The organism is Shewanella psychropiezotolerans, from assembly GCF_007197555.1.
Lineage (GTDB): Bacteria > Pseudomonadota > Gammaproteobacteria > Enterobacterales > Shewanellaceae > Shewanella > Shewanella psychropiezotolerans.
In genome coordinates this window covers 1,567,489-1,592,769 of sequence record NZ_CP041614.1, presented here as the reverse complement: position 1 = coordinate 1,592,769, position 25,281 = coordinate 1,567,489, and the positions used below count along the sequence as shown (strand labels likewise).

The window sequence follows — 25,281 nt, the reverse complement described above, 5'->3', positions numbered from 1 at the left end:
TACCTCCTCCCAAAAAAAGAGTGGCTTTGCCACTCTTTTTTTTTGTCTATTTTTTATTGCCCCTCTTGTACGCACTTTTATTGTTAGCTTCTAAACTTAAAGACTAAATCACTTATAGAACCCTAAACTCAGTATAATGAGAAGTCTTACCTTTCTGTCTTTCTTACTCGTGGCGAATCTTGCCTGGGCCAGCCCAGTCAAATTCGACTTTTATGAAGCTAAGCATGGCTTGTCCATGAATACAGTCACAGATATCGCTACTGATGATGCTGGCTACCTGTGGGTCGCGACCCAAGATGGGTTAAATCGGTTTGACGGAGAACAATTTAAAATCTATCGGGTGACCGGTGATAATCGCGGTCCAACCGAAAAACACATAAAAAAACTATTCTTCGGCAGAAAAAAACAACTTTGGTTACTCACCAAAAGTGATGGATTAAATCTTTATCAGGCGTCGACCGACACCTTTAAATCTTACAACAGTGAAAATACCCTACTCCCCAAGGCGATGTATACAGACATAGGCCAAGATGGCCAAGGAAATTTATGGCTAGCAACGAACTCAATAGGACTGATCCGATACTCTCCAGCAAGCAATGAAATTATCAAACATTATCGCCAAGCGAGTGATCAGCTCAACAGCAATCATGTCAAACAAGTCTTCGTCGATAAGTTCGACAGGCTATGGTTAATCACAGACAAAGGCCTATCCCAGATAAATAGCAAGGGTGAAGTGATTGATTACCCCAATATTCAATCTAAAATCATGGATAGCATCACCAGCCTCGAAGTAGGACACAGCAATACCCTGTGGATTGGAACGAAAAGCAAAGGGTTATACTTATTCGATATCTATACAGGTTCACTAAAAGAGATCACGTCTGCGTCTAGTCTCAGAGGAAGAAAAATAACCAATATACAACAAGGCAGATTCGGTAAACTTTGGCTTGGAGTAGAATCCGTCGGGTTAGCCAGATACTCACCTCAGAACAAAACAATCCAATATTTCATCAGCGACCCAGACAAGGCATATAGTTTGAGTAGCCCGATAGTGACAGCCTTAAGCTTAGATAGTGAGAATCAGCTCTGGATTGGCACCCAAGGAGGTGGGCTCAATAAGATCTATCTCGAAGCCGAAACCTTCGGCCATATACATCCCTTCAGTTTCACTGATAATAATCTACACAACGGTAATATCAGGAGTATTTACAGAGACAGGCATCAGCAACTCTGGATTGGTACGTCTATGGGGCTCTATCGTGCACAAGAAAATAAGCACAAAAAGATCACTGGCTTCGAGTTATTCGAGGTGCCAGGATCTAGGCTCTCCCAGAGTTTTATCAGTTTTATCATAGAAGATAAACAAGATAGGTTTTGGGTCGGCACCCGAGGTGAAGGCTTATTCATCTTCACTGCAGATAAGCAAAGTTATGTGCATTATAAGCATGAGCCTAATAACCCCAATGGCCTGCCAAGCGATCTGGTATTGAGCATATACTTCGATCATCAAGACAATGCCTGGCTCACAACCCGCAATGCCGGAGTCGCTAAGTATATAGACGAAGAGCATGGCTTTACCCAATATAAACATAAGCGGGATGACGCAAACTCCATAGCGAGTAACGAAGTTAATGCGGTGATACAAGATAAAGCGAATAATTATTGGTTTGCTTCATATACCGCAGGTTTAAGTAAACTATCCCCGGAAGGAAAATTCACCCATTTCAGCACTGACACAGAATCCCCCATCCCCAACAGGCATCTATTGGCTCTGTTTGAAAGCGATACCGGCCTGCTTTGGCTTGGGTCTACCGAAGGGGTTTTCTCTTTCGATCCCATCACATATGAAAGCCAAGTGTTCAACATGGATAATGGCCTCATAGGCGATACGGCCTACCTCACCATCTTAGATAAACAGCAGCGACTCTGGATTGGTACTTCATCAGGTCTAAGCCAATTAAACACCCAGAATTTCAATATAAAAAACTACACCATTATTGATGGTCTGCAGGATAATGAATTTAATTATGGGGCAGGTTTTATCGACGATGACAATCGTGTTTACCTTGGAGGAATCAATGGTTTTAATTATTTCTTTGCCTCTCAACTTCCCAAATTACCAGCACCAAGAAAACCGGTAATTAATCGCCTCTCGGTGAGAAGCTCAACAGACCCTGCTCGTATACAGCATTCACCAATAGCCCAAGAAACTAAGTTAACCTTAACCTATGAAGATGACCTATTCACGTTTCATTTTCATAGTCCTGAGCTTCACCGGGCCACCCGCTTAAGTTATGAATATAGGATGATAGGCCTGCATGACAAATGGCTAGCCACCAATAAAGATCAATCGGTCCATTTCACGGGTTTAGCTGCTGGTGCCTATATTTTCCTCCTGAAAGCTAAAGACATTAATGGCCAATCTAGTCCGGTCAGACAAGTAAACGTAAAAATTCTGCCCTCCCCTTGGCGATCGTGGTGGGCTTATGCGCTATATTCGCTGGCACTAATCTCAATATTTTCAATGACATTTTACTCAAGAGTGAATAAGTTCAATCAGCAGGCACGTTTACTTCGAGATAAAGAGAAGAGTGAGCAGAGACTACAACTCTCATTGTGGGGCAGCGGAGATGAGTTCTGGGATTGGGATGTAAAAAATAGCAAGGTGGTACGCACCAATACTTTTCTCAATTATCCAAGCAATGAAACTCACCTGCAAGAGACGCTGAAAACCTGTATTCACCCTGACGATCTAGTCGATATCAAACCCAAAATGGATGCATGTATAAATCAAGGTATAGATAAGTTCGAGATGATTTATCGTGGCAAGATGATGAATGGCCACTGGCTATGGGTACAGAACCGAGGTCAAGTCATCGACAGGGATAATCTGGGCGCTCCAACCAGGCTAGCTGGCACTATTAAGAACATTCAATCACAGAAGGAGACTGAGGCAGAACTCATCACTTTGAATCAAGATTTAGAAAAAAGAGTACTGGGGAGAACGCTACAGTTTCAACAAAGCAACGATGAACTTAAGCAGGCCTTAGAAAAACTCGAATTTACTCAGAGTGAGCTCATTAACAAAGAGAAGATGGCCACATTAGGTGGACTCGTTGCCAGTATCACCCATGAGATCAATACACCAATAGGCATCAGTGTCACAGCGGCATCTCATCTACAAGAAAGCGTGAAGGTATTTAACAAGAAGTATACCGAAGGCGATGTCTCCCATGAAGACTTTGAGCAATATCAAAATGAAGTCTATGAGGCCTCGATACTTTTACTCTCCAATTTAGACCGGGCAGCTAAGCTAATTAAGAGTTTTAAACAGGTCTCGGTGGATCAATCCCATGAAGATATTCAGGAGTTCAACTTAAAAGTCTACCTGGATGAGATCTTCCTCGCGCTAAACCCTTTACTGTCGAGAACCGGGCATCAGTATTCCTATCAATGCCCCGATAACCTCATGGTTAAGAGCCGCCCAGGGGTGTTCTATCAAATCATCAGTAACTTGTTCAATAACTCGGTCGTACATGGCTTTCCTGACGGTCACTCAGGGAAATTAACCCTCAACGTCATTAAGGTTGAGAGTGGTATCGAGATGATCTACCAAGATAATGGTTGTGGTATGTCTGCATCAGTTCAAGAGCAGATATTCGATCCCTTCTTCACCACTAAGCGAGGTAAGGGAGGCAGTGGTTTAGGCATGAATATCGTCTATAACTTAGTGACTCGGGAACTAGAGGGGGAAATACGCCTGCATTCGGAACTCGGTGCCGGCTGCACTTTTAATATTTCACTGCCTATGAGTACATTGGTATAACCCATAGAAGATTAACTTCCCTCCACCTTATGTAACTGTTATAAATATGTAAACACTCACATTTATGTTTTGTGAAGGGAGGCTTATATGGACTTAAAGCTGGATATAAGAGTATCAGAGATCATGATCACCCGCATCGTCACCATAGAGATGGACGATAGGCTCACAGTGGCCAAAGAGATATTTGATAATGCGCCCTTCCATCACCTACTGGTTATCGAACACGATGAACTGCAGGGAATACTGTCTGAACGCGACTATCTACGAGCGTTGAGCCCTAATATAGGCAATATCAACGAAACCGAACGCGACAGTGAAACCCTGCAAAGAAGAGCTCATCAGGTGATGACAAGAAAACCAGTCACCATAGCCCCAAATAAAACCATCAAGCAGGCCAGTAAGCTGCTACTCGAGCATGGTATAGGCTCATTACCCGTTTTAGATAAGGGAAAACTTGTGGGCATCATCACCTGGAAAGATCTGTTAAAAGCTTTTTCGAGCTAAGAGATAGGTCCTAGGAACTTGCTCCTAGGACCTATATTCCATTATATCGCCCAACCACCCATATAGAAGATAACTAGGCCTAAGGTAATGGCTATTACACCGGGCTTGAGCGCGCGCCATTCACCGCTGCATAAACGGCCAATCACCAGAGTGACAAAACCCAGCATGATGCCGGTGACGATGTTCGAACTTAAGATGATGAAGATGGCACAGGTCAATCCTGCCATAGCATCGACCTTGTCATTAAAATCCAGCTTAGTGACATTACTCAGCATCAATAGACCCACATACATAAGCGCTGGCGCCGTGGCGTAAGCTGGCACCAGATAGCTCAGCGGTGCGAGGAACATCATCATGACAAACAGCAGACCGACTATGGTTGCAGTAAGTCCCGTCTTACCGCCGGCTGCGGTGCCAGCGGCTGACTCGATATACACGGCGGCAGGTGCTCCGCCAACGGCACCGGCGACGATACTGCTGACCGAGTCTGAAGTTAGTGCCCTTCCTCCACCGATTATCTTGTCATCTTTATCCAGCAACCCGGCTTGCCCTGCAACGGCGCGTATCGTGCCGGTCGCATCGAATATCGCCGTCATCACCAAGGCTAATACAATTGGCAAGACCACTGGATTCAGGGCGCCCATGATATCCAGCTGACCAATAAGAGACTGCTCAGACATAAGATCCGGCCAAGCGAATAGACCTTGATATTTAACTGCAGGGTCGAATATCAGACCAAAAACCGACAAGGCAACGATCACGATCAATATCCCGCCTGGTATGCCGCGACGCTCGAAACCTATGGTGGCTGCCAGACCGACAATGGCAGCAATCACAGGCAGGCTGGTAATATCACCCAGTTTCACAGGCAGCCCGGCATCACTGCCGACGATGAGCTGTACACTGTTAGTGGCGATCAACAATAGAAACAATCCGATACCGATACCAGTCCCATGGGCTATGCCCTTTGGCAGGTTAGTCAGTATCCACTGACGTAGACCGGTCACACTCACAAATGTGAATACTACTCCCATCAAGAAAATGGCGCCTAAAGTCACGGGGATTGAGATGCCCTGACCCAACACCATGCTAAAAGCGGTAAAAGCCGTTAATGAAATGGCGCAACCTATGGCCATGGGTAAGTTAGCCCATAAGCCCATCAATAAAGAGCCGAATGCGGCTATCATACAGGTGGAAATAAACACGGCGCCGGGATCGAAGCCCGCGGCTCCCAACATATTAGGCACCACGATCACCGAGTAGACCATAGCCAGGAAGGTGGTTAATCCCGCGATGAGTTCACGCTTTAGGGTGCTGCCACGTTGAGTAATACTGAAGTAGTTATCCAGGAAAGAACTGGAATTAGCTTGTGTATCTAACGATGTATCTTGTGTAGGGCTCGTCTGTTCAGACTGCATAATTTTATACCTTTGATCTCTTAAATTTATAAGGCTGTGGCAGGTGAGAGCCCCGTTAATCAAACGGGTGAGAGATCCACGAATACTTGATTGTATTTTATTGTGACCTGCAGATAATCAACACTCTGGTTAACTATCATCGGCGTTAAACACGCTAAATCACAGCCTTTGTTGACGCCGAAGTTTACAGCATCTAATACTTTAGACCTAGAAAATGAGTGGCTGATCTTACAATTGTTCTAAAAAACGAACGAGTGCGACTATTCTGTTATGGTTTTTTTGAGCCTAAGGTTTATACCGTATTACTATTGTATGTATCAGATAATGAACTTCCATAGACTCGGTATCTCAAATAACTTTCCAATTTGGCAGTTAGTGGCGATAAATATCTAATTCCTAGGTTCTAGAATCTAAGAACTAAGTCGTTTACTTGTTCCTCTGTCAGGCCTGTAATAATCATTACAGCACCTAACCTCATCTGAACGGTTGCAACATTTACTGCTTTCCCATCAAGCAACACTGCCATCTGCTTACCAATATTATTTGCCGTTGCACTTGATAACTTAGCTGCGCCATTTTGAGTCAGCTCTATGCTCACAGCGTTAGCTGAATGAGCTTCAAGTCTTAATATATCTTGGTTTCCTATAATTTCACTTCCAAGAAAGCGGTAATGATTGCCACGAAACCCGATAATGTTTTCAAGATCACCCTCCCCTTTCTCCAGGATCTCAGCACCTTTTTCGATCTGAGAAATCCAAATAAAACTAAGCTGTGCCACTCTGACTTGATCTGAATGTCTATTATGATCACTTAAATTTGTATCATGAGCACTTGGGTTTGTATCGTGACTCCAAGCCCCAAAAGAGCATACACCCAACAGTAAAATGAGCATAAATGAGGTGAAAGATCTCATCGTCAACAACCTAATAAAAATGGCCAAAAGTGGATTGGATATTATCCCAGTTTCTCTAATCTCGATAGCCATTTCAGAGCCCTAATTTATGGTCATGTCAGCGAGAGTTAACCGGTGGCAGATTTTGTTCATATTTCTTCATATTTTGTCAAAACTCATTCATTCCATGCATGACTCCTGTTCATATTCCTGCTCTATATTGGTGTCATCAGAGATAAGATCACTAGAGAGAGTCCGCTATGACACAGCAAACGTCATCAGAATCAGTCAAGCAAGTTAAAACCAAAGAGCTTAAAGCCCTAGGTTTTATCATCTTCCTGTTGTTTCCCATCATCACCATCACAGGCATCAGTGCCTATGGCTTCATTATTTGGATGATCCAGGCATTTGGCGGAGTCGTCGGCCACTAATAGCGAATTAACAACACGTAAAAAAACTCAAACGACGAAACAAATTTTTAGATTTAAAGGATGCTGTTATGAAGTGGTTTATCAACATTTGGCGCACACTGACCAAGCCTGCCAAGTACCTAACCTTAGGCACAGTCAGTCTCTCGGCCTTTCTTATGGGTGTCATCTTCTGGGGCGGTTTTAACACGGCTCTTGAGATGACCAATACCGAAGAGTTCTGTATCAGCTGTCACAGTATGGAGAGCATGCCATACAAGGAGCTACAGGAAACCGTCCACTGGTCGAATCATTCCGGCGTGCGAGCGACCTGCCCCGATTGTCACGTGCCACACAACTGGAGCCGTAAGATTGCCCGTAAGATTGAGGCCTCTCACGACATGTGGGGTTGGATGCTACAGACGGTAAATACCCCAGAGAAATTTGAAGATAAACGTCTCGAGATGGCCAGCCGTGAGTGGAAACGATTCGATCGTGATAACTCTCTCGCCTGTAAAAACTGTCATAACTACGACTCGATGAAGTGGGAAGACATGTCAAAACTGGCTCAGAAGCAGATGAAGCGAGCCGCCGAGATAGATCAAAGCTGTATCGATTGTCACAAGGGAATCGCACACAAGTTACCCGATATGGGTACTTCACGCGCCCCGGAGCTCATCGCTCAAGTAGGCTCTGGTGAAAGGTCACTGCAAACCGAACAGTTCTACTTCACCGCGTTAACTAAGCCATTATTCTACAACGATAAGACAGACGTTGAAGCGGGAACTCTGAACATAGCCACTAAGGTCAAGGTACTAGAGACCAAAGGCAACCGCGTTAAGGTACGCATAGACGGCTGGCGTAAGAAGGTCGGTGCGGGTCGCGTCATCTATTACGATTTCGGCCTCAACATACTGTCTGCGCAACTGACCAAAGATGCGGCGCTCGAAGAGGGCGTGATGCAGGTCTTCGAAGAGAAGGAAGATCCTATGACAGGCCTGACTTGGCAACGTGTCGAGGCTAAGATCTGGACAGAAAAAGACTATCTTGTCACCGATCTTCAACCTCTGTGGGACTATGCCCGCTCGACATATTCCACCAGCTGTAGCGTATGTCACACCCAGCCTGACGAGAATCACTTCGATGCCAACAGCTGGCCGGGTATGTTCCAGGGCATGATAGCCTTCGTCAACATGGACCAAGATACGCAAGCCTTAGTGCAGAAGTACCTGCAAGAGCACTCATCTACTTTCGACAAGTCAGCGCATTAGTCATAAGGACTGGAACTATGAATATCAAAATAAAAAATAATCAGTCTGATTGCAGCGCACTTATACACAAATTCCGACAAGTCAGCGCACTAGTATTGAGGACTGGAACTATGAATATCAAAATAGAAATGATCAGTCTGATTGCAACGCATCATACCCAAATTTCGACAAGTCAGCGCATTAATTTAGGACAACAGACATGAACAGAAGACACTTTTTAAAAGGACTTGTATCGACATCTTATGTGGTCCTGAGCGGCGCATCGGTACTGGCACCACTCAATGCGCTGGCGGCTTCGGGCGCTAAGTCGAAAGATGGTTGGTTAACCACGGGCACTCACTTCGGCGCGTTTAAGATAAAACGTAAGAACGGCGTTATCGATCAGGTTAAGCCATTCGACTTAGACAAGTATCCTACGGATATGATTAACGGCATCAAGGGCCTGGTCTACAACCCATCTCGGGTTCGCTACCCTATGGTGCGTCTCGACTTCCTGCTAAACGGACATAAGAGTGACACCACACAGCGCGGCGATTTTCGCTTCGTCCGTGTCACCTGGGACAAGGCGCTTAATCTGCTGAAAGATTCACTCGATGAGGTGCAAACTAAGTACGGTCCATCTGGCCTGCATGCGGGTCAAACCGGCTGGCGCGCCACCGGCCAACTGCATTCGAGCACCAGCCATATGCAGCGCGCCATCGGCATGCATGGCAACTTCGTTAAGAAGATTGGCGACTATTCCACAGGTGCCGGACAGACCATCATGCCTTACATCTTAGGCTCCACCGAAGTCTATGCCCAGGGCACCTCCTGGCCACTGATCCTCGAGGAATCTAAGACCATCATCTTGTGGTCAAACGACCCTTACAAGAACCTGCAGGTGGGTTGGAACGCTGAGACCCATGAGTCCTTCGCTTACCTTGCTCAGCTCAAGGAGAAGGTTAAGCAAGGTAAGATCCGCGTGATCAGCATAGATCCTGTGATCACTAAGACTCAGAAATACCTGGGCTGTGAGCAGCTCTACGTTAATCCACAGACAGATGTGGCACTTATGCTAGGTATCGCCCATGAGATGGTTACTAAGGGTTTACACGATAAGACGTTTATCGATGGTTACAGCCTAGGTTTCGACAGATTCCTGCCTTACCTGCTCGGTGAGAGCGACGGCGTAGCCAAGACACCCGAATGGGCCAGTAAAATCTCAGGGGTAACCCCAGAGATCATCCGCGATCTGGCTAAGGTAATGACCCAGGGCCGTACTCAGTTGATGATGGGCTGGTGTATTCAGCGCCAGCAACACGGCGAGCAGCCCTACTGGATGGCGGCGGTTCTGGCCACCATGATTGGCCAAATAGGCCTACCCGGCGGCGGCATCAGCTATGGACACCACTACTCGAGTATCGGTGTGCCTTCATCGGGCGCTGCTGCACCTGGGGCATTTCCACGTAACCTGGATGAAGATCAGAAGCCATTGTTCGATAGCAATGATTTCAAGGGCGCCAGCAGCACCATTCCGGTTGCCCGCTGGATCGACGCGATTATGGAACCCGGCAAGACTATCGATGCCAACGGCTCTAAGGTCACCTTCCCTGATATCAAGATGATGGTGTTCTCGGGCAACAATCCCTGGAACCATCATCAAGACAGAAACAAGATGAAGCAGGCGTTCCATAAGCTTGAGTGTGTGGTCACTATCGATATGAACTGGACCGCCACCTGCCGCTTCTCAGACATAGTTCTGCCGGCTTGTACCACGCTTGAGCGTAACGATATCGATGTGTACGGCAGCTACGCCAACCGCGGCATACTCGCGATGCACAAGATGGTTGAGCCCCTATTCGAGAGTCTGTCTGACTTCGAGATCTTCACCCGTTTCGCCGCGGTCATGGGTAAAGAGAAAGAATATACTCGTAACATGAGCGAGCAGGACTGGTTGAAGAAGCTGTATAACGATTGTAAATCAGCCAATGCTGGCAAGTTCGCTATGCCGGACTTCGATACTTTCTGGAAGGATGGTTATGTTCACTTCGGTGAAGGTAAGCCATGGACCCGACATGCGGACTTCAGAGAAGACCCTGAGATCAATCCATTGGGCACCCCATCGGGGCTTATCGAGATCTTCAGCCGCAAGATAGCTCAATTTGGCTATGATGATTGTCCCGGCCATCCAACCTGGATGGAGAAGACAGAACGTAGCCATGGCGGTCCGGGTTCAAACAAGTTCCCGGTTTGGATGCAGTCATGTCATCCAGATAAACGCCTCCACTCACAGATGTGTGAGTCGCAAGAGTACCGTGAAACCTATACGGTTCAAGGCCGTGAGCCGGTATACCTGAGCCCCGAAGATGCCAAGTCTCGTGGCATCAAGGATGGTGATATCGTCCGGGTGTTTAACGACCGTGGTCAACTACTTGCCGGCGCTGTGATATCGGACAGCTTCCCGAAAGGCATCATACGCATCCACGAAGGCGCTTGGTATGGCCCAGTTGGTAAAGATGGCAGCAAGGAAGGCGGAGCCGAAGTTGGCGCCCTGTGTAGCTATGGCGATCCAAACACGCTAACCCAAGATATCGGCACCTCTAAGCTCGCTCAAGCCTGCGCCGCTTACACTTGCCAGGTTGAGTTTGAGAAGTTCCGTGGCAAGGTGCCTCAGGTCAGTTCATTCGATGGCCCGGTTGAGACCTTGGTATAACCAGCAAAGAATAGTGATAATATGGAAAACAGCATAACTAACCCGGCAATATCAGAGGATCAGATGAATAACACAGACATGAATAAAGCACGAGCCATGGTCTATCGCCTGCTCTCCTCCCTGTTTGCTAAGGAGATCGATCATCAACTGCTCCATGAGCTGACCAGTGAGCCTGCCAAAGCATTCTGGGCTCAGCTCGCCAGTGAGCCAAGCTTTAAGCAAGATGTCGATGCCATGGTTAGCGTGCTGGAAAGCTTAACGTCAGATAAGGCTCTGATGGAGCTTGCCGCAGATTATTGCGGCCTGTTTTTGGTGGGCACCAAACACAGTGCCTCACCCTATGCCAGCCTCTATCTCCAAGATACAAGCAAGAGCGCTAAGGGTGGCGATCAGCCCTTACTGTTTGGTGAGCAGCATCAGCTGATGGTGCTGTTTCTTAAACAGAGCCAGCTGCAGGTGCAAACCAGCTTCCCTGAGCCTGCGGATCACTTAGCGGTGATCTTGGCTTATGTTGAGCATCTATGCTTATCGGCTAGCGACGAAGAGCAGCTCAGCTTTATCGAGTCATACCTCAACAGCTGGCTAGGCAAGTTTGCCGCTAAAGTGACTCAGTGTGACAGTGGCGACTTTTACTGTGCATTAGCAAGATTGACGCAATCTTGGGTCAACTCAGACTTAGCAGGATTAACAGAAGAAAGTTAAATCTGCTGCAAAGATCCTAGGACCTAGATCCTAGGATCTTAATGTATTAAATCATTTTCAACTTGCCCTTGGCGGCCGCGATGCTTGAATACTGCTTAGCGACCATTATGCTATCGAGCTCCTTAGCAATCCTATCGAAGCACTCAACCCCCTCCTTCTCGAAACAAGTCGCGACTTGTACCGCCGACGCGCCAGCCAGCAGATACTCAAACGCATCAGTGCCGGTTTTGATTCCGCCAACTCCTATGATATCTATGCTCGAAGGCAGAAGCTGACTAAAAGCCCTAACATTGGCAAGACCGATAGGCTTAATGTAATCACCGCACAAGCCGCCGAAGCCGCCCTTTGGCTTGATGATGGCACTCTCGGTTTCCGGGTCAATCACTAAGGTGTTACCCACGGAGTTGATGCAGGTGATAAAGCTCACCGGAAACTTCTTGATGATATTAGCCATGGTGATGAAATGGGAAAAATCGAAATAAGGTGGCAATTTTAAACCTATAGGCTTACTGCCTAGCTGGCATAATTGCTCCAATGCTCGCTCAGTCTGCTCAAAATCGTATCCGACCTGAGGCTTGCCTTCGATATTGGGGCAAGAAAAATTGACTTCGATAAGGTCGGCGCAGCTGGCTTGAAACGCCTTAACCATGACCACATTATCAGTGATTGAGAAGCCTGAAACACTCACCACTATCGGCTTATTGGTTTGGGGAGAGATAGCTTGCTTTAACCTAGGCAGCATCTCCAGATATGCCTGATAACCTAAGTTAGGTAACCCCATAGACTGTATAGAGCCCAGAGGCAAAGCTTGGTATCTCGGCTCGGCATTGCCCTCTCTGGGCTTCAGAGTGCAGGATTTAGTCATGATGGCAGCAGAAGCTGAGGCTCCAAGCAAGTTAAGTTCATCTTCCTCGGTACAACGTGGGCCCGATGCATTGAAGATAAAACTCGCTAATGGAACTTGTGCAATGCTGGTACTGATGCGCTTATTCACGCAACGATTAACAGCTTCAATCGATGAGGTATTATCATTATGGATAGGATTAGACATGTGAGGCTCCGTTTCTGTTCACAAACGGGAGATGAGACTAACAGCTTACTTAGGGTAAAAAATTGATCCTCAGCCGATTTAAAACAAGGAGTTCAGATACAGGTTTTATTTGGTGATCTTAATATCTAGATCAGACAAAGTTTACCCCCATCTGATCTCATTTACGCAGCCGAGCTAACAGAATATCAGTAATTTTAACGTTCGACTCTAGTATTAACGACCTCGCCTACCGCCATTAGCTCGCTTCTTGGCGCGCTGCTTGTGGGCATTTCGCCCCCCTTTCTTGGGTGTATCTACACTCTTAGTCAGATCAGGCTCAAAGCCTGCTAACCACTGCTGAGGAAGCCGCTTATCGAGCACGGCTTCAACTTCTTCGAGCAGATGCTCATCTTCACGACAGAGTAATGTGATTGCAACGCCCTTATTACCAGCGCGGCCCGTGCGGCCGATACGATGAACATAATCCTCGGCCTTATAGGGCAATTCATAGTTGACCACATAGTTAAGGTCGATAATATCGATCCCCCTTGCAGCAACGTCTGTCGCCACCAGCACGCGAACTTCACCATCCTTAAAACTTTGCAGCACCTTTTCCCGTGCGCCCTGAGAGAGATCGCCATGAAAAGCCTGAGCCGAAATCCCCGCCTTGATTAAGTTAGCGGCCAGCTTGTCGGCGGCCACCTTCTTACGGCTAAAAATGAGTACCTGCTGTAACTTACCCGACTCGATAAGATGAGTGATTAAGCCAAGCTTTCTGTCACTGTCGACGGCATAAACCCGCTGCTCAATTTCGACAGCCGCGGCATTTCGCTCACCTACCTCGATAAGTTTAGGATCGCGTAATAGTGATTGACTCAAGCCATAGAGTGATTCATCGAAGGTAGCAGAAAACAACAAGGTTTGGCGAGTCTTAGGCAGCTGTTTGACGATGGCATCTATCTCATCTTTAAAGCCCATATCCAACATACGATCGGCTTCATCGAATACCAAAAATTCAAGTAAACTAAGGCTCAGAGAACCACGCCTTAAGTGATCCAGCAGACGCCCAGGGGTGGCAACCAAGATATCGACCCCAGCCGCTAAGATCTGAGCCTGAGCATCTATGCTTACACCGCCATATACCAGAGCAGATTTAAGCTGAGTCTGCTTAGCGTATTTAACGAAGCTCCCATGGACCTGCAAAGCCAGCTCACGGGTTGGCGTCAACACTAGGGCATGAATAGCAGGTTTGTCGACAGAGTTTTGCGCTTCAGGCTTTTGCAGACAGGTTTGTGCGCTTAACCTATTGAGAATGGGCAGCGCAAACGCGGCGGTTTTTCCCGAGCCGGTTTGAGCACCGGCCATGATGTCCTGTCCGGCTAAAATTGCCGGAATCGCCTGAGTCTGAATCGGTGTAGGCTGACTATAGCCTAATTCAGTCAACACCTGCAGCAATTCTGGTTTTAGGGATAGAGATGAAAATCCATGATTAGCAGCAGGGTTAGCGCGATCAGACATACGGGGGAATACCTAGATTAAAACAAGAAAGAAACTGCCGCGAATTGTATCACTGTTTAGCTGGAATAAGGATTCAACGACGTCTTATGCTTCCAAATATACTCTCAGCGCTTCGATTGAACGAGTTAAGCAGCCGTTCAACTGTTCATGTTGGCTGGCTCGATATTGATTTTTCTCCAGTGACTGACAAAGCTTAGACAGGGCTAACAGCCCCATGCTTGCACTGCTGCCCTTGAGGGCATGGAGTAACCTTGGGCTGTTAGCGGTAAAGGTTTGCAGCTCAGAGAGCTGAGCTTGGCTCGACTCAATAAACAGAGCCAGCATGTCAATCACTGCCTCCTGTCCCAGATATTCAATATCTTGCTCAATCTGAGTCAGATCCAGCAGGTGAGATATCTCACCTGCTGCTCTTGCTTGGGTGAGCGTCTCGGCTATGACTGCAATATTTTCTGCGTCTTCGACATTTGTCTCACTCGCCAGCCCTATCCAGGCGGCCAAAGATTGCATGTTGAGGGGTTTACCTAACACGATATCGAAGCCAGCCTGTTGATAATGGGAGAGATCATCGGCCTGGAGCTGAGCGGTAAATGCAGCAATAGGCACTCGATGATCGGCCCTTTGATTCACTTTATAGTTTACCGCTCTTAAGTCACTAACGAGTTCAAACCCGGAGCCATCCCCCAACTGAATGTCCAACATGATGGCATCAAATTTATCAGCAGTATTCTCACCGTATAGTATACGCGCCTGCTCACAGCTACTCGCCAGGACAGACTCATGACCTAAGTGGGCCAGGAACCCTTGGGCCACCATGGCATTGACCTTGTTATCCTCAACCACTAAGACACGTTTTTTCGTCACATGTTCCAAGTCCTGAGCCCCGCTATCATTCACTCGCTGACACTCTATCAGAGGCAAGCTAAAGCCAAAACTGCTGCCACGACCCGACTGACTCTTAACCCAAAGGGAATCCACCTGGCAATTGACTTGGCCAGCCCTCTCTAGTGTCTTCTCTTGTAACGCCTCATTTGAAACTTCATGTGAAGTAGGGACCTGCTTCATCAAGTCCACCAGCTCTTTACTGATTGCCAGCCCCAGACCGGTTCCTCTAGAGCGCCCTTTATTGAGCTGAGCGCTATAGGCTTTAAACAGATGCGGCATGGCATCAGCACCTATACCTAAACCAGTATCAATCACCTCGAAATACAATTGGATTTCATCGAAAGAGACTCTCAGCCTCACTTCCCCCTCCGGGGTAAACTTGATACCGTTACCAATAAGATTAAACAGCACTTGGCGAAGTTTGGGGCCATCCAAGCTGACCCATGCGGGTAAACGCGGACTCTCGAGCACCAGCTGCAAACCGGCGAGACCAGCCCCGGCAAGCATTATAGCCACCACTTCATCGATGAGTTCATTGATGGCCACTGGCCTAGTTTCATTGGTGAGCTTGCCTTGCTCTAACCTGGAGAAATCCAAGATATCGTTAAGCACGGTTTGCAGCAGGGTGCCGCTATATTGGGACAGAGCCAACATCTGCTTCTGTGCAAGGGGCAAGTCTGAGTGGCCGAGTAAGGTCAAGGTGCCAAGCAGGCCATTGAGGGGAGTGCGGATCTCATGACTCATAGTGGCTAAAAACAGTGACTTGGCCTGACTCGCCTGCTCTGCCATCTTTCTGGCTTGAGCGTGGCCTCTGGCCTCGGCATCCAATTGTCTGTTGGCGATGGCTAATTCCAGAGTTCGCGCCTCGACGGTACTCTCCAGCTCTGCCTTGTGCTGAGTTAGCTCGGCTGCAGTGTCGAGCAGCTGAGCCTGTAGCTTTTGATTGTGAGCGGTCTTCTGCTTAAATGCTTGAATCGCATTGGCCATGGCGGTCAATTCATCATCACCATGGGAATTAAGGCTCACATCTGTATCTCCCAAGCTCAACCTAGACAAGGCATGGGTCGCCTCGTTAAGCCTGACGGCAATACCTTTATAGATAACCCGATACATGACAAACAAGATCACCAGCAGCATCAAGACTCCCGTACTCCAAAGACCTGTTTTTGCCCAAAAGAGTTGCTGTAGGTAATCTCCCCGAGCCAACTCGGCTTTGGCCTGTTGGCTAGCCATAGCACTGTCTAAGGTACGGTTCAAGCCGGTTAATTTATCCGAGAGTAATCTCAGCAGCTTATCCTGAGCCCTCAGTAAATGAACATACTGTCTCTGAGCCGCCAACCCTTCGCCAACCCGGCGCAATACCACTAATTCTGCGGTCAACTCATGCTCTCTGACAGGATCTCTTATCAAGCCCTTGAGTAACTCCAACGCCATCAGATCGATTTGAGGTCCTGCGTTATTCAGATCAGGAGAGTTAGGCAGGCCTTGAGAGCTATTAATGATCTGATAGGTTGAAGACAAGCTGACAGTCTGCTGTTGTGACAGTGAACTGAGCAAGGTTGCCAGCGCAGCCTCATGCTCTGGTGATTGCAGCAATTGGCCCACCAGAGCAATATGATGTATCACCTTGAGTGCACGGTTGAGGCGCTCCTGAATATCTAGATCTTGCTCAATCACGTCGTCCAGCAGATGTGCACTATTAACCTTACCGGCGATCTGCGGATAAGCCAGACTCAACTTGGCCAAGATGGCCGAGTTAACAACAGCAAGCTCGGCTTCAAGCAACTCAGTGCTGTGACGGGCTGAATCAACCAGAGCCTTGCCCACTCGAGACAACTGCCCCGCCACTTCCAGACGCTTACCTACCTGCGTACCTAAGCGAGCCAGTTCATGAATTATCTCTCCAGCAGAGAGCTCTAACCTATGATCCTTCTGCACCCCTAGTGATTTAAGGCTGGCAATGGTACCGAGTAAGTTACTGCTATTAATCGACAGCATTCGGCCAATGAACTGTCTTTGTGCCTCCTCCTCGACGGTGCCGAGTGCCTGTGCATTTTCAGCCAATGCATTAGAGGATTGCACCAAACTACGCGCAGCCTGTGATGCAGGTAGCGCCTCATCATAGAGAAATTTATCCGCCAACTTCACCCAGTAGAGGCTCAAGCTTCCCACGGATACGAGTAACATAAGCAAGAAGGCGAGTAAGCAGAAGGACAACATGAGACGTCCAACTAGACTCTTTCCCGATAGCGTGAAGGGCATCTTTTTCCTTAACCTGATACAATAAATTTAGACATTTTACCTTCAATGATGGCATGGCAATGACGCTGCAAAATGGTGCGACTCTTATAGATACTCAAATTCCAGTTAGCAGAACCTCAGCAGCTAAAATCAGAGTCTCAACATTCATAGATACTGCAACCAAGATCACCAGAATATTAGCAGTCGAAACCTTAAATATAAGAACCGACACAAATAGATACGTAACCGCTCTTGCCGGGCTAATATTCTTTATTGTACTTTCCATTTTGGGCGGAAACTTCGCCCATGCCAGCACAAACTCTTCGGCCTGGTCATTAGAGCAGCGTAGCCCCTTCAATGTCAAAGTCCAACAGGCTAAAACTCAAGCATACTATCCTCTTAAACGCGCCAAACAAGCCTGGAAAATATGTACACTGGTGCCACATCTTAAAGACGCCTACTGGATCGGCATAGATTATGGTCTAGTGCAGCACGCCAGAGCACTGAATATAACATTAGAGCTCTTCGAGGCTGGCAGCTATTACGGAAAAGATAAACAACTCAGCCAGCTATCACACTGCATGGATGGCGATTATGATGCCATATTGCTTGGCACTGTCGATCCTAAACTTCTCGCCTCTTTTCACCAGCCCATCACTAAGCCCGTTATCGCCCTGGTTAATAGAATAGACAACCACAAGGTGACGACCCGTATCGGTGTCAACTGGTACCGAATGGGTTGGTTTGCTGGCAACTTCATCAAACAAGATGTCGAACATAGTAAAGCTCAACAGGCAAGTGTTGCCCTGCTGACCGGCCCTGAAAAGCAAGGAGGTAGCGATTGGGTCGAGGAAGGGATCATGGCCGCTCTGCAACCTGACTCTACATCGAGCTCGAGTGACAGTGCTAATACCAGTTCGAAAAGCAGCAAGATCACTATCTCTTCTATCCGCCATGCCGATAACAACCGTAACCTCTATCGAGATCAACTCTACCACCTGCTCAAAGATCAAACTCCAGATTATATCTTAGGCAGTGCGGTTGCTATCGAGGCGGCCGTCGGAGAGTTGGCCATCAGACAGGCGCGCCATGGCTCTAAGTCACCACACTCTGAGCTAGAGCCTCAGCTAAGTGAAATGCCTCAAATAAAGCTAGTGAGCAGTTACCTGTCCCCCGCCGTACTCAGGGGCTTGTTCAGGCACAGAGTCGCATTCAGTGCTGATGACTCTGTGGTACTCCAGGGAAAACTGGCGATAGATGTCGTCGTTCGAGAACTTGAAGGCGCTAAGCCCTTCGGTGATATAGGTCCGGCGATTCAAGGCTTACAAGGTGATGTGTTGAAAAAACATAAGCTTGAAAATAGCCTGGCACCGGCAGAGTTTTATCCGATATATAGGGTAGAGAGTGAAAAGAAGCGGTAAGGCTCAAGACAAGGCTAAGAAAGCGATAAGTCTTAAGCTCAAGATTTTACTCCCCGACTTTTGCCGAGAACAGATAACCTTCACCATGAATAGTGGTAAACAGCTCAGGGTTGAGTTTGTTTCTCAGTCTTCTGATGATCACATCTATGGTCCTGTCGTTGACATCTTGGTTTCTGTGACTGGTATTCTGCATCAGACGTTCACGTGACAGCACTTGCTGGGGATGCAATGTAAAAGTCGCCAACAATTCGAATTCGGCCTTGGTGAGTTTGATTATCTCATCACCATGCTTAAGCTTTCGACTGTTGAGTTCAAGAATATATCCCTCGAAAGCGATCACATCATCATTCTCATCGAGCTGCTCTATCACAGCTTGTTCAGCCTTCTTGACCAGAGAGATCCGCCAAAGTAGATTTTTGACCCTGACCAACAACTCACGCAATTCGAATGGTTTAGTCACATAATCATCGGCGCCCATCTCTAAGCCGATTATCTTATCTATGGCCTCATCACGTCCGGTCACTAAGATGATGCCAACATCTGAACGGCTACGTAATTCTCTTGCCAGGCTTAAGCCATCGACCCTGGGAAGATTGATATCTAACATGACCAGATCTACGTGTTGGCGGCCGAACTCATACCACATCTGCTCACCATCTTCGGCCTCGAGGACGCGATAGCCCTCTTTCTCAAAGTATCCTTTAAGACGGGCTCTGATAACGGCTTCGTCATCGACAACCAATACGGTATGAGGTGTAGAGTGTGCAATTGAATTAGCCATAGTCTCTAGAGCCGAAGGCTCACTCCTGATGAAAAGTGCGTCTTGAAAAGCGAGTAAACATCACTCACCTTACATTATTCACATTTTTTCATAATTGCATATAAGCAAGAGTGAAAATAGCGACTTGGGCATTACTTTCTTTGGTTTCTCCTCTTTTTAGCGACTTCTTCCTAATAAAAACGCTAAGAATTTTTACACTCATTATAAGTTGGCATATGCTTATACTAATGCCATGCTATAGCTGAACTAAAGCTAAAGCATTTATGATTAAAGGTTATAAAGGAAGCGTTATGGACGAGAAACGTAAATTTTCAAGGATCCTATTTGCTACAGGCGCACAGCTAACTCAAGCAGATAAGGTCTGGGCGACCAAGATTCTCGATCTCAGTCTCAATGGGGCACTCGTTGAGGAACCCGACTCCTTTGCAGTAGATAATACGCCCATCATTCTCAGTTTCACTCTACAGGGCTCGGATATCGAAGTGCAGATGGAGACTCACCTTATCCATCAAAAATCTGGCCACCTAGGTCTTAGGTGTACACATATTGATGTAGATAGCATCAGTCACCTTCGCCGCATGATCGAACTCAATACTGGTGATTCATCTATGCTTAATCGTGAACTTGAGCTATTTATTGCAGACCACGAAAGTTCGTAACTGCTCATTTTTAGCCATATTATGTTAAGGGTAAACCCCTGATAAACTATATGGCGGCTGAGTGAAGTCGGCAGCACATTCGTGATGACTAACGCTAGCCTTTAATTGCCGTCTCTAGTGCCAACGTCAGCATCTGATTAAAGCTGGTTTCTCGCTCTAAGGGACTCATCTCCCCGCCCTTAACCACGTGATCCGACACGGTAAGAATACTCAATGCCTGTACGCGACTTTCTGCTGCTATAGCAAACAGAGCTGCCGACTCCATATCTAAAGCCAAGATATTCATCTTAAGTAATGCCGGCAGCAGATTATCGGGATCGTCATAGAAAAAATCATTGGTAAATATGCCACCATAGCGAACAGGAGTCTCTAGCGCCTCGGCTGTTCGGAGCGAGTTTATAGCCGCGTGGTGAATCAACTCATCGAAATGGATCTTATCGAGAAGCTAGACAATCAACTCCACATCAAAGATATGCAAAAGCTAGCTCAATTCCTTGAAATGAAATAAGTCATAAATCTGAATCGTGAAAGGTATGCAAGTGCATAAACTGTCACCTTTATTTGCGACAGAAGCGATAAACTCTACTGCTTAGATTTCATCTGTCACTATACAAAGGCCTGTAACCGCCTCTTCATCGTAAACTTGTACTGTAGCAAACAACTTGTGGTCAGCTAACGGATATTGGTTGTATGAAAGATAGGTAGGCGTTGCGCTAATGTCTTGACCATCAACCCCATCGATTCGATAAATGTTACCTAGTATAGGTGACTTGTACCCACCATCAATCTTAACTATCGACTCATTCGACCGCAGAATATTAATATTAGTCATAGTAATATCATCACCACCTTTGATCTTGCATGTTAGGTCACTTGCCTGCGCCACACCCGTCACTGCTGCAATGCTTAAGGTTGAGGCTAATAGGACTGTATTAAATATATTCATTGGGTGTTATCTCATTATATGGAATGGTTAGTGTGTGCTTGCACTGGTTAACTAGTTTGTGCCATGAATTTAGTAGAGTCATAAAAAAAAATTCGCTATGACCCCGCTGGTGTTAAGCAGTGATATCTAAGAATATGCTTAATATGGCATAAAACTATCGCGCCATATGTTAGGTAGATCAACATTCTTTCAGGCCACCTTTGCCAAACCACATAATTTCGTCTTCCTTGAGCATAATTAACAACAAATTAAACCACTCAATGTTAATGGCATGCCTTTGAACCTCTTACTAAGCATTGAAAGATGCGCTTAAGTAGGAGGTAAATTTGCCCAGACCACGAAACACTCATATAAGTATTGAGCAAAAGCGCCATTTATCATTGCTGTAGTACAACTGTTAGACTACGCCTACCTTAAGGGAGTTGATTATTATTCAAGAATATTATGAACATAGATGCGGCTAGAGTGATAAGTTCTGGCCTGTTGGCTTATGCAGTGTGTATGTTTCATGCAGTAGATAGATGAAAATTTCTGTTTTGGGTGCATTTAACTATTTTCATATTGGGCGGTGTGTTTGAAGGTCTAACCATCATTGTTATCTATTGCCTCCGGCGAGGGATGTGCACTCTTACTTTTACAAGGGTCTGCGAGACGCTGGTTCTTGATTTCAAAAGAGCCGCAACTGACATGCTCCGCGACTCCAAACAATGTCATGCATAACGGTCTGTTCAGCTTCCACGCTTCTGTTATTTAAAATTCTAGTTTTCACCAAACACACAAACCTACAACAACTGAAAATAAGCGGGGAAAGTCTCTGTAAAAATAGTTGGCAATATAAGGTGATTGAAACTGACTACAAATACAAAGCAGATGTCAAAACCCAGTGGAGGAATACGTAAAAGAACAATTAATATCAAACACTTACCTTGCCTACCTTTAAATAAATAGCTACAGTAAAGATACAAATCGCTATAGCATAGAAAATGCCAATAGCGCAGAATAAGTGAATGTAGGGGATGTGGCATAGGCCAATTCCAACAAGCTAGTTAATGCCTTGAAAACCAGGCAACACAGAAGCACTAAGACGTTATGAGGGTGGAGTATGGTGGGAATATATAAAAACAAGGACAAGCTTGTCATAAGAAAAATATCCATTCGCTTCTACTTATTAATTTTTGTATTATTTGTTATTGGTATTATAGGTTCGAGTTTACTTGTAAACCTGAGTTCTCATATCGATGATTATATTATCATTGACAAGGCAACAACCGCTTTAGATAAAGCAAGATTAAATGAACTTGTTTACACCATAGATGGAAGATTACTCTCTTCTGATGAAATTAAGTTCAACATGGATGTGCTGATGAAGAGCTTTGAAGGACAGGAGTTAACTGGATACTTTAATGATTACCCAAATAAAGAAAAAGAATTCACTACTGCGCTAGAAAAATATAAGAAACAATTTAAGACTTTTATAGAACACCAACGTATGTTCAACGAAGGTAAAAAATCTATCATATTATCAGCAAAGAACTTAACTTCTAACCTGATAAAACTAACTCAATTTAAAAAAGATGAAACAAATGACAACCTTATAAAAATAAAGCAATTATCATCGAGTGCGGACATTGCACACAATGTAGTTAAAACAACTGCTGACGTTAGAATTAAAGCGCAAAGAATAATGAACTTATTGAGAAATTATGAAGGGGATGATGCTGATAGAAACATCATGATTTCTCAAGTGAGTTCAATAATTGAAAATTTATCCATGACAAACAAAGAAGAGTTTTTAATCACAATCAACATGGCAAATAGTTTTTTAACCTTGTTATTGGGAAAATCAACGCGAAATAAATTACAAGCTGCAGGTGTAAGCCTTATTGATGCGGTAAATATTCTTGACAATTTCCAACATGAAATGTTAAGTGGGGCTGAACATCGAGTTTTAAATGCTGAAAAATTAATGTTAAACGAAGTAAGCTCACTAAAGGAGGTCAACCTTCTTACTTTAGATATTACCGAATTAAGATTGTATGAAGATGAATTCTACACATCTATGAGTGAAAACTCTTTTTTCAATAAGAATATAGTCCTAAAACACCTAAAACATACGCAAGAGCAAGCTATTTTAGTCACGAAGCAAAGTATTGGAGATAAAGAAGCTAAATTGCTAAGTGTAATAACTCATGCATTGGATCAATATAGACAGAACTTCGAATCATCCATTAACAAGTCAATTGAAATAGCAGCTATAAAAGCGAGTATGCATGCTTCTGCGATTACAGCAGACAGTTATCTAGTTGACATGCAAGAAAAAGAATCACAAGGCATTAAACAAGCGAATAAAATAACTCAAAATATCTGGTGGCTTGCAGGGCTGTTTTTTATGTCTCTGACTGCCTTATTAATGTCAGTTCGCCGCTCTCATAATGAAGTAGTAGAGCTCACCCAGAATTTAAATCAAGCCATCACTGACGCGGAGCGGGCAAAAGAAGCAAAATCCTTTTTCTTGGCAAATATGAGCCATGAGATCCGCACCCCAATGAATGCCATTATTGGAATGACAGATCTAGCACTTCAAAATGATATCGACTCTGAAACAAGTTCTTATATCCGTGATGCTAATCATTCGGCCAAATTATTATTAGGGATCATTGATGATATTTTAGATTTTTCTAAAATTGAAGCCGAGAAGTTGACTCTGGAAGAGGTCGATTTTGATATCAGAAATGTCATCAGAGATTTTGAGACTGTTATCCGTAACAGGGCCCAGGAATCGAGTGTGACCTTAAGAGTTAACATAGATGATAAGGTCCCACATATTTTAAGAGGTGACCCATTACGTGTGTATCAAGTACTGCTCAACCTGGGGAGTAATGCGGTTAAGTTTACCCATCAAGGCTGCGTTTGCTTATCAGTAAGCAATATCAGTGATACAAGTGACCCAGCTCGTTTAGGATTGTTTATAGAAGTCCAAGATACAGGTATCGGAATGAGCCAACAGGAGACCGAGAATTTATTCCAATCTTTCACCCAGGCTGACTCATCAACCTCACGTCACTTTGGAGGGACGGGATTAGGGTTAGCTATCACCAAACAGCTAGTCGAGTCCATGGATGGGGATATTCGCATCGAAAGTGAAAAAGGCGTGGGCACCAAATTTATGGTTAACGTCTATTTTAAATCCCCTATTTCTACACTTATTTCTGATGGGCTTGCTGATGCAACTAAAGAGGCTATGGCTGACAATATTGCCGCCATTCGCGGGAAAAAAATCTTACTCGCAGAGGATAATGAAACAAACCAGAGGTTGATAAACGCTTTGTTTCAGAAAAAAGGGCTCAATATCACCATAGTGAACAATGGACTTGAGGCGGTTAAAATTTTAGAAAGAGAGCAATTCCATGCTGTGTTAATGGATTGTCAAATGCCTGTTTTAGATGGTTATCATGCAACACAGAGGATAAGGGCTGAACTAAAGTTACATGAACTCCCTATCATCGCCCTCACTGCTAACATCATGTACGAAGATAAGCAGAGAGCATTTGCATCAGGCATGAATGATGTCATAGGCAAACCTATCAATTTCGAAAAACTTCTCGCCTCTCTGGCTCAACATCTGACTAAAGATGATATACCTTGGATTCAGCCCCACGATGCAAGTTTGCCGATGAATGTCGACTTAGAAGATGTAAGCAAAAAAGATAAGCTGATCTTAGATCTGGATGCGGGATTAAGGATAACAGATCATGACGAGGAGCTATATGCAGAGCTGCTCGAATATTTTATTGAGAGTTATTCCAACTTAGATATGTCATCTATTCATAGAACAAATAATGAAGTCAGCAACTTACTACATGAACTAAAAGGTGTTGCATCCAACATAGGGGCAACGGCATTAGCTGAACTTAGTTCAAAATATGAGATTGAATCTAAATCAGTAGCCTTGAATAAACAGCAAATCTTGTCATTCAACAGTTTGCTGAACCAAACCAATAGAGAGATTAGCGAGTATTTATCTCTTAGCCGAGCGTAATACATTCAGCTTTCAACTTGGTTGTATCCATCAGCAACAAGTCATGCAAAGC

General features: G+C 45.4%; 17 protein-coding genes. 9 read left to right on the top strand and 8 right to left on the bottom strand.

Annotated elements, in window-relative coordinates; genetic code table 11:
• The first annotated feature begins 136 nt into the window (after positions 1 to 136).
• Entirely contained in the window at positions 137 to 3,826 is a 3,690-nt protein-coding gene (locus FM037_RS07035) for a two-component regulator propeller domain-containing protein (protein ID WP_144045414.1), read from the top strand.
• Positions 3,827 to 3,913: 87 nt separating this feature from the next.
• On the top strand, positions 3,914 to 4,330 hold the full coding sequence (locus FM037_RS07030; RefSeq protein ID WP_144045413.1) for a CBS domain-containing protein: 417 nt from the start codon (positions 3,914 to 3,916) through the stop codon (positions 4,328 to 4,330).
• Positions 4,331 to 4,371: 41 nt separating this feature from the next.
• On the opposite strand, the gene FM037_RS07025 is transcribed toward FM037_RS07030, so the two are convergent.
• Together FM037_RS07025 and FM037_RS07020 are read right to left on the bottom strand one after the other, a co-directional pair.
• A complete protein-coding gene (locus tag FM037_RS07025; RefSeq protein WP_229381105.1) occupies positions 4,372 to 5,748 on the bottom strand; it encodes an NCS2 family permease in 1,377 nt (458 codons plus the stop codon).
• Positions 5,749 to 6,151: 403 nt separating this feature from the next.
• Positions 6,152 to 6,733 carry a SecDF P1 head subdomain-containing protein gene (locus FM037_RS07020; protein ID WP_144045412.1) on the bottom strand — a complete coding sequence of 194 codons (582 nt, stop codon included), beginning with the start codon at positions 6,731 to 6,733 and terminating at the stop codon, positions 6,152 to 6,154.
• 167 nt (positions 6,734 to 6,900) lie between these two features.
• On the opposite strand from FM037_RS07020, the gene torE reads away from it, so the two are divergent.
• The 4 genes from torE to torD all read left to right on the top strand — a co-directional run bounded on the left by torE (position 6,901) and on the right by torD (position 11,712).
• Positions 6,901 to 7,071: a trimethylamine N-oxide reductase system protein TorE gene (gene torE / locus FM037_RS07015; protein WP_144045411.1), complete on the top strand. Its 171-nt coding sequence runs from the start codon at positions 6,901 to 6,903 to the stop codon at positions 7,069 to 7,071.
• Positions 7,072 to 7,139: 68 nt separating this feature from the next.
• Positions 7,140 to 8,318 carry a pentaheme c-type cytochrome TorC gene (gene torC, locus FM037_RS07010; protein WP_144045410.1) on the top strand — a complete coding sequence of 393 codons (1,179 nt, stop codon included), beginning with the start codon at positions 7,140 to 7,142 and terminating at the stop codon, positions 8,316 to 8,318.
• A 199-nt stretch (positions 8,319 to 8,517) separates the two neighbouring features.
• On the top strand, positions 8,518 to 11,010 hold the full coding sequence (gene torA / locus FM037_RS07005; RefSeq protein WP_144045409.1) for a trimethylamine-N-oxide reductase TorA: 2,493 nt from the start codon (positions 8,518 to 8,520) through the stop codon (positions 11,008 to 11,010).
• Positions 11,011 to 11,073: 63 nt separating this feature from the next.
• Positions 11,074 to 11,712, top strand: coding sequence for a molecular chaperone TorD (torD, locus tag FM037_RS07000; protein ID WP_144048863.1), 639 nt, complete (start codon positions 11,074 to 11,076; stop codon positions 11,710 to 11,712).
• Positions 11,713 to 11,758: 46 nt separating this feature from the next.
• Here the strand turns inward: torD and FM037_RS06995 are convergent, their stop codons facing one another.
• From FM037_RS06995 to torS, 3 genes are all read right to left on the bottom strand, one after another.
• A complete protein-coding gene (locus FM037_RS06995) occupies positions 11,759 to 12,763 on the bottom strand; it encodes a dihydroorotate oxidase (protein WP_144045408.1) in 1,005 nt (334 codons plus the stop codon).
• Between the two features lie 213 nt (positions 12,764 to 12,976).
• Entirely contained in the window at positions 12,977 to 14,260 is a 1,284-nt protein-coding gene (locus tag FM037_RS06990; protein ID WP_144045407.1) for a DEAD/DEAH box helicase, read from the bottom strand.
• 84 nt (positions 14,261 to 14,344) lie between these two features.
• Positions 14,345 to 17,404: a TMAO reductase system sensor histidine kinase/response regulator TorS gene (torS, locus tag FM037_RS06985; protein WP_144045406.1), complete on the bottom strand. Its 3,060-nt coding sequence runs from the start codon at positions 17,402 to 17,404 to the stop codon at positions 14,345 to 14,347.
• A gap of 59 nt (positions 17,405 to 17,463) precedes the next feature.
• On the opposite strand from torS, the gene torT reads away from it, so the two are divergent.
• Positions 17,464 to 18,804: a TMAO reductase system periplasmic protein TorT gene (gene torT / locus FM037_RS06980; RefSeq protein ID WP_229381104.1), complete on the top strand. Its 1,341-nt coding sequence runs from the start codon at positions 17,464 to 17,466 to the stop codon at positions 18,802 to 18,804.
• Positions 18,805 to 18,850: 46 nt separating this feature from the next.
• Here the strand turns inward: torT and torR are convergent, their stop codons facing one another.
• The gene (gene torR, locus FM037_RS06975) at positions 18,851 to 19,585 is read right to left on the bottom strand and encodes a two-component system response regulator TorR (RefSeq protein ID WP_144045405.1); all 735 of its coding nucleotides are present in this window, start codon (positions 19,583 to 19,585) and stop codon (positions 18,851 to 18,853) included.
• A 290-nt stretch (positions 19,586 to 19,875) separates the two neighbouring features.
• Between torR and FM037_RS06970 the strand changes: the two genes are divergently transcribed.
• Entirely contained in the window at positions 19,876 to 20,244 is a 369-nt protein-coding gene (locus FM037_RS06970) for a PilZ domain-containing protein (protein ID WP_144045404.1), read from the top strand.
• A 94-nt stretch (positions 20,245 to 20,338) separates the two neighbouring features.
• On the opposite strand, the gene FM037_RS06965 is transcribed toward FM037_RS06970, so the two are convergent.
• Both FM037_RS06965 and FM037_RS06960 read right to left on the bottom strand, forming a co-directional pair.
• The gene (locus FM037_RS06965; protein ID WP_229381103.1) at positions 20,339 to 20,662 is read right to left on the bottom strand and encodes a phosphorylase family protein; all 324 of its coding nucleotides are present in this window, start codon (positions 20,660 to 20,662) and stop codon (positions 20,339 to 20,341) included.
• Between the two features lie 171 nt (positions 20,663 to 20,833).
• Positions 20,834 to 21,190, bottom strand: coding sequence for a hypothetical protein (locus FM037_RS06960; RefSeq protein ID WP_144045403.1), 357 nt, complete (start codon positions 21,188 to 21,190; stop codon positions 20,834 to 20,836).
• A gap of 1,102 nt (positions 21,191 to 22,292) precedes the next feature.
• On the opposite strand from FM037_RS06960, the gene FM037_RS06955 reads away from it, so the two are divergent.
• Entirely contained in the window at positions 22,293 to 25,229 is a 2,937-nt protein-coding gene (locus FM037_RS06955) for a hybrid sensor histidine kinase/response regulator (protein WP_144045402.1), read from the top strand.
• The last annotated feature ends 52 nt before the right edge of the window (positions 25,230 to 25,281 follow it).

Bases quoted from the DNA above. Each gene is read 5' to 3' on its own strand.
- FM037_RS07035 (WP_144045414.1), top strand. From the start codon at position 137: ATGAGAAGTCTTACCTTTCTGTCTTTCTTACTCGTGGCGAATCTTGCC.
- FM037_RS07030 (WP_144045413.1), top strand. From the start codon at position 3,914: ATGGACTTAAAGCTGGATATAAGAGTATCAGAGATCATGATCACCCGC.
- FM037_RS07025 (WP_229381105.1), bottom strand. From the start codon at position 5,748: ATGCAGTCTGAACAGACGAGCCCTACACAAGATACATCGTTAGATACA.
- FM037_RS07020 (WP_144045412.1), bottom strand. From the start codon at position 6,733: ATGGCTATCGAGATTAGAGAAACTGGGATAATATCCAATCCACTTTTG.
- torE (WP_144045411.1), top strand. From the start codon at position 6,901: ATGACACAGCAAACGTCATCAGAATCAGTCAAGCAAGTTAAAACCAAA.
- torC (WP_144045410.1), top strand. From the start codon at position 7,140: ATGAAGTGGTTTATCAACATTTGGCGCACACTGACCAAGCCTGCCAAG.
- torA (WP_144045409.1), top strand. From the start codon at position 8,518: ATGAACAGAAGACACTTTTTAAAAGGACTTGTATCGACATCTTATGTG.
- torD (WP_144048863.1), top strand. From the start codon at position 11,074: ATGAATAACACAGACATGAATAAAGCACGAGCCATGGTCTATCGCCTG.
- FM037_RS06995 (WP_144045408.1), bottom strand. From the start codon at position 12,763: ATGTCTAATCCTATCCATAATGATAATACCTCATCGATTGAAGCTGTT.
- FM037_RS06990 (WP_144045407.1), bottom strand. From the start codon at position 14,260: ATGTCTGATCGCGCTAACCCTGCTGCTAATCATGGATTTTCATCTCTA.
- torS (WP_144045406.1), bottom strand. From the start codon at position 17,404: ATGCCCTTCACGCTATCGGGAAAGAGTCTAGTTGGACGTCTCATGTTG.
- torT (WP_229381104.1), top strand. From the start codon at position 17,464: ATGACGCTGCAAAATGGTGCGACTCTTATAGATACTCAAATTCCAGTT.
- torR (WP_144045405.1), bottom strand. From the start codon at position 19,585: ATGGCTAATTCAATTGCACACTCTACACCTCATACCGTATTGGTTGTC.
- FM037_RS06970 (WP_144045404.1), top strand. From the start codon at position 19,876: ATGGACGAGAAACGTAAATTTTCAAGGATCCTATTTGCTACAGGCGCA.
- FM037_RS06960 (WP_144045403.1), bottom strand. From the start codon at position 21,190: ATGAATATATTTAATACAGTCCTATTAGCCTCAACCTTAAGCATTGCA.
- FM037_RS06955 (WP_144045402.1), top strand. From the start codon at position 22,293: ATGGTGGGAATATATAAAAACAAGGACAAGCTTGTCATAAGAAAAATA.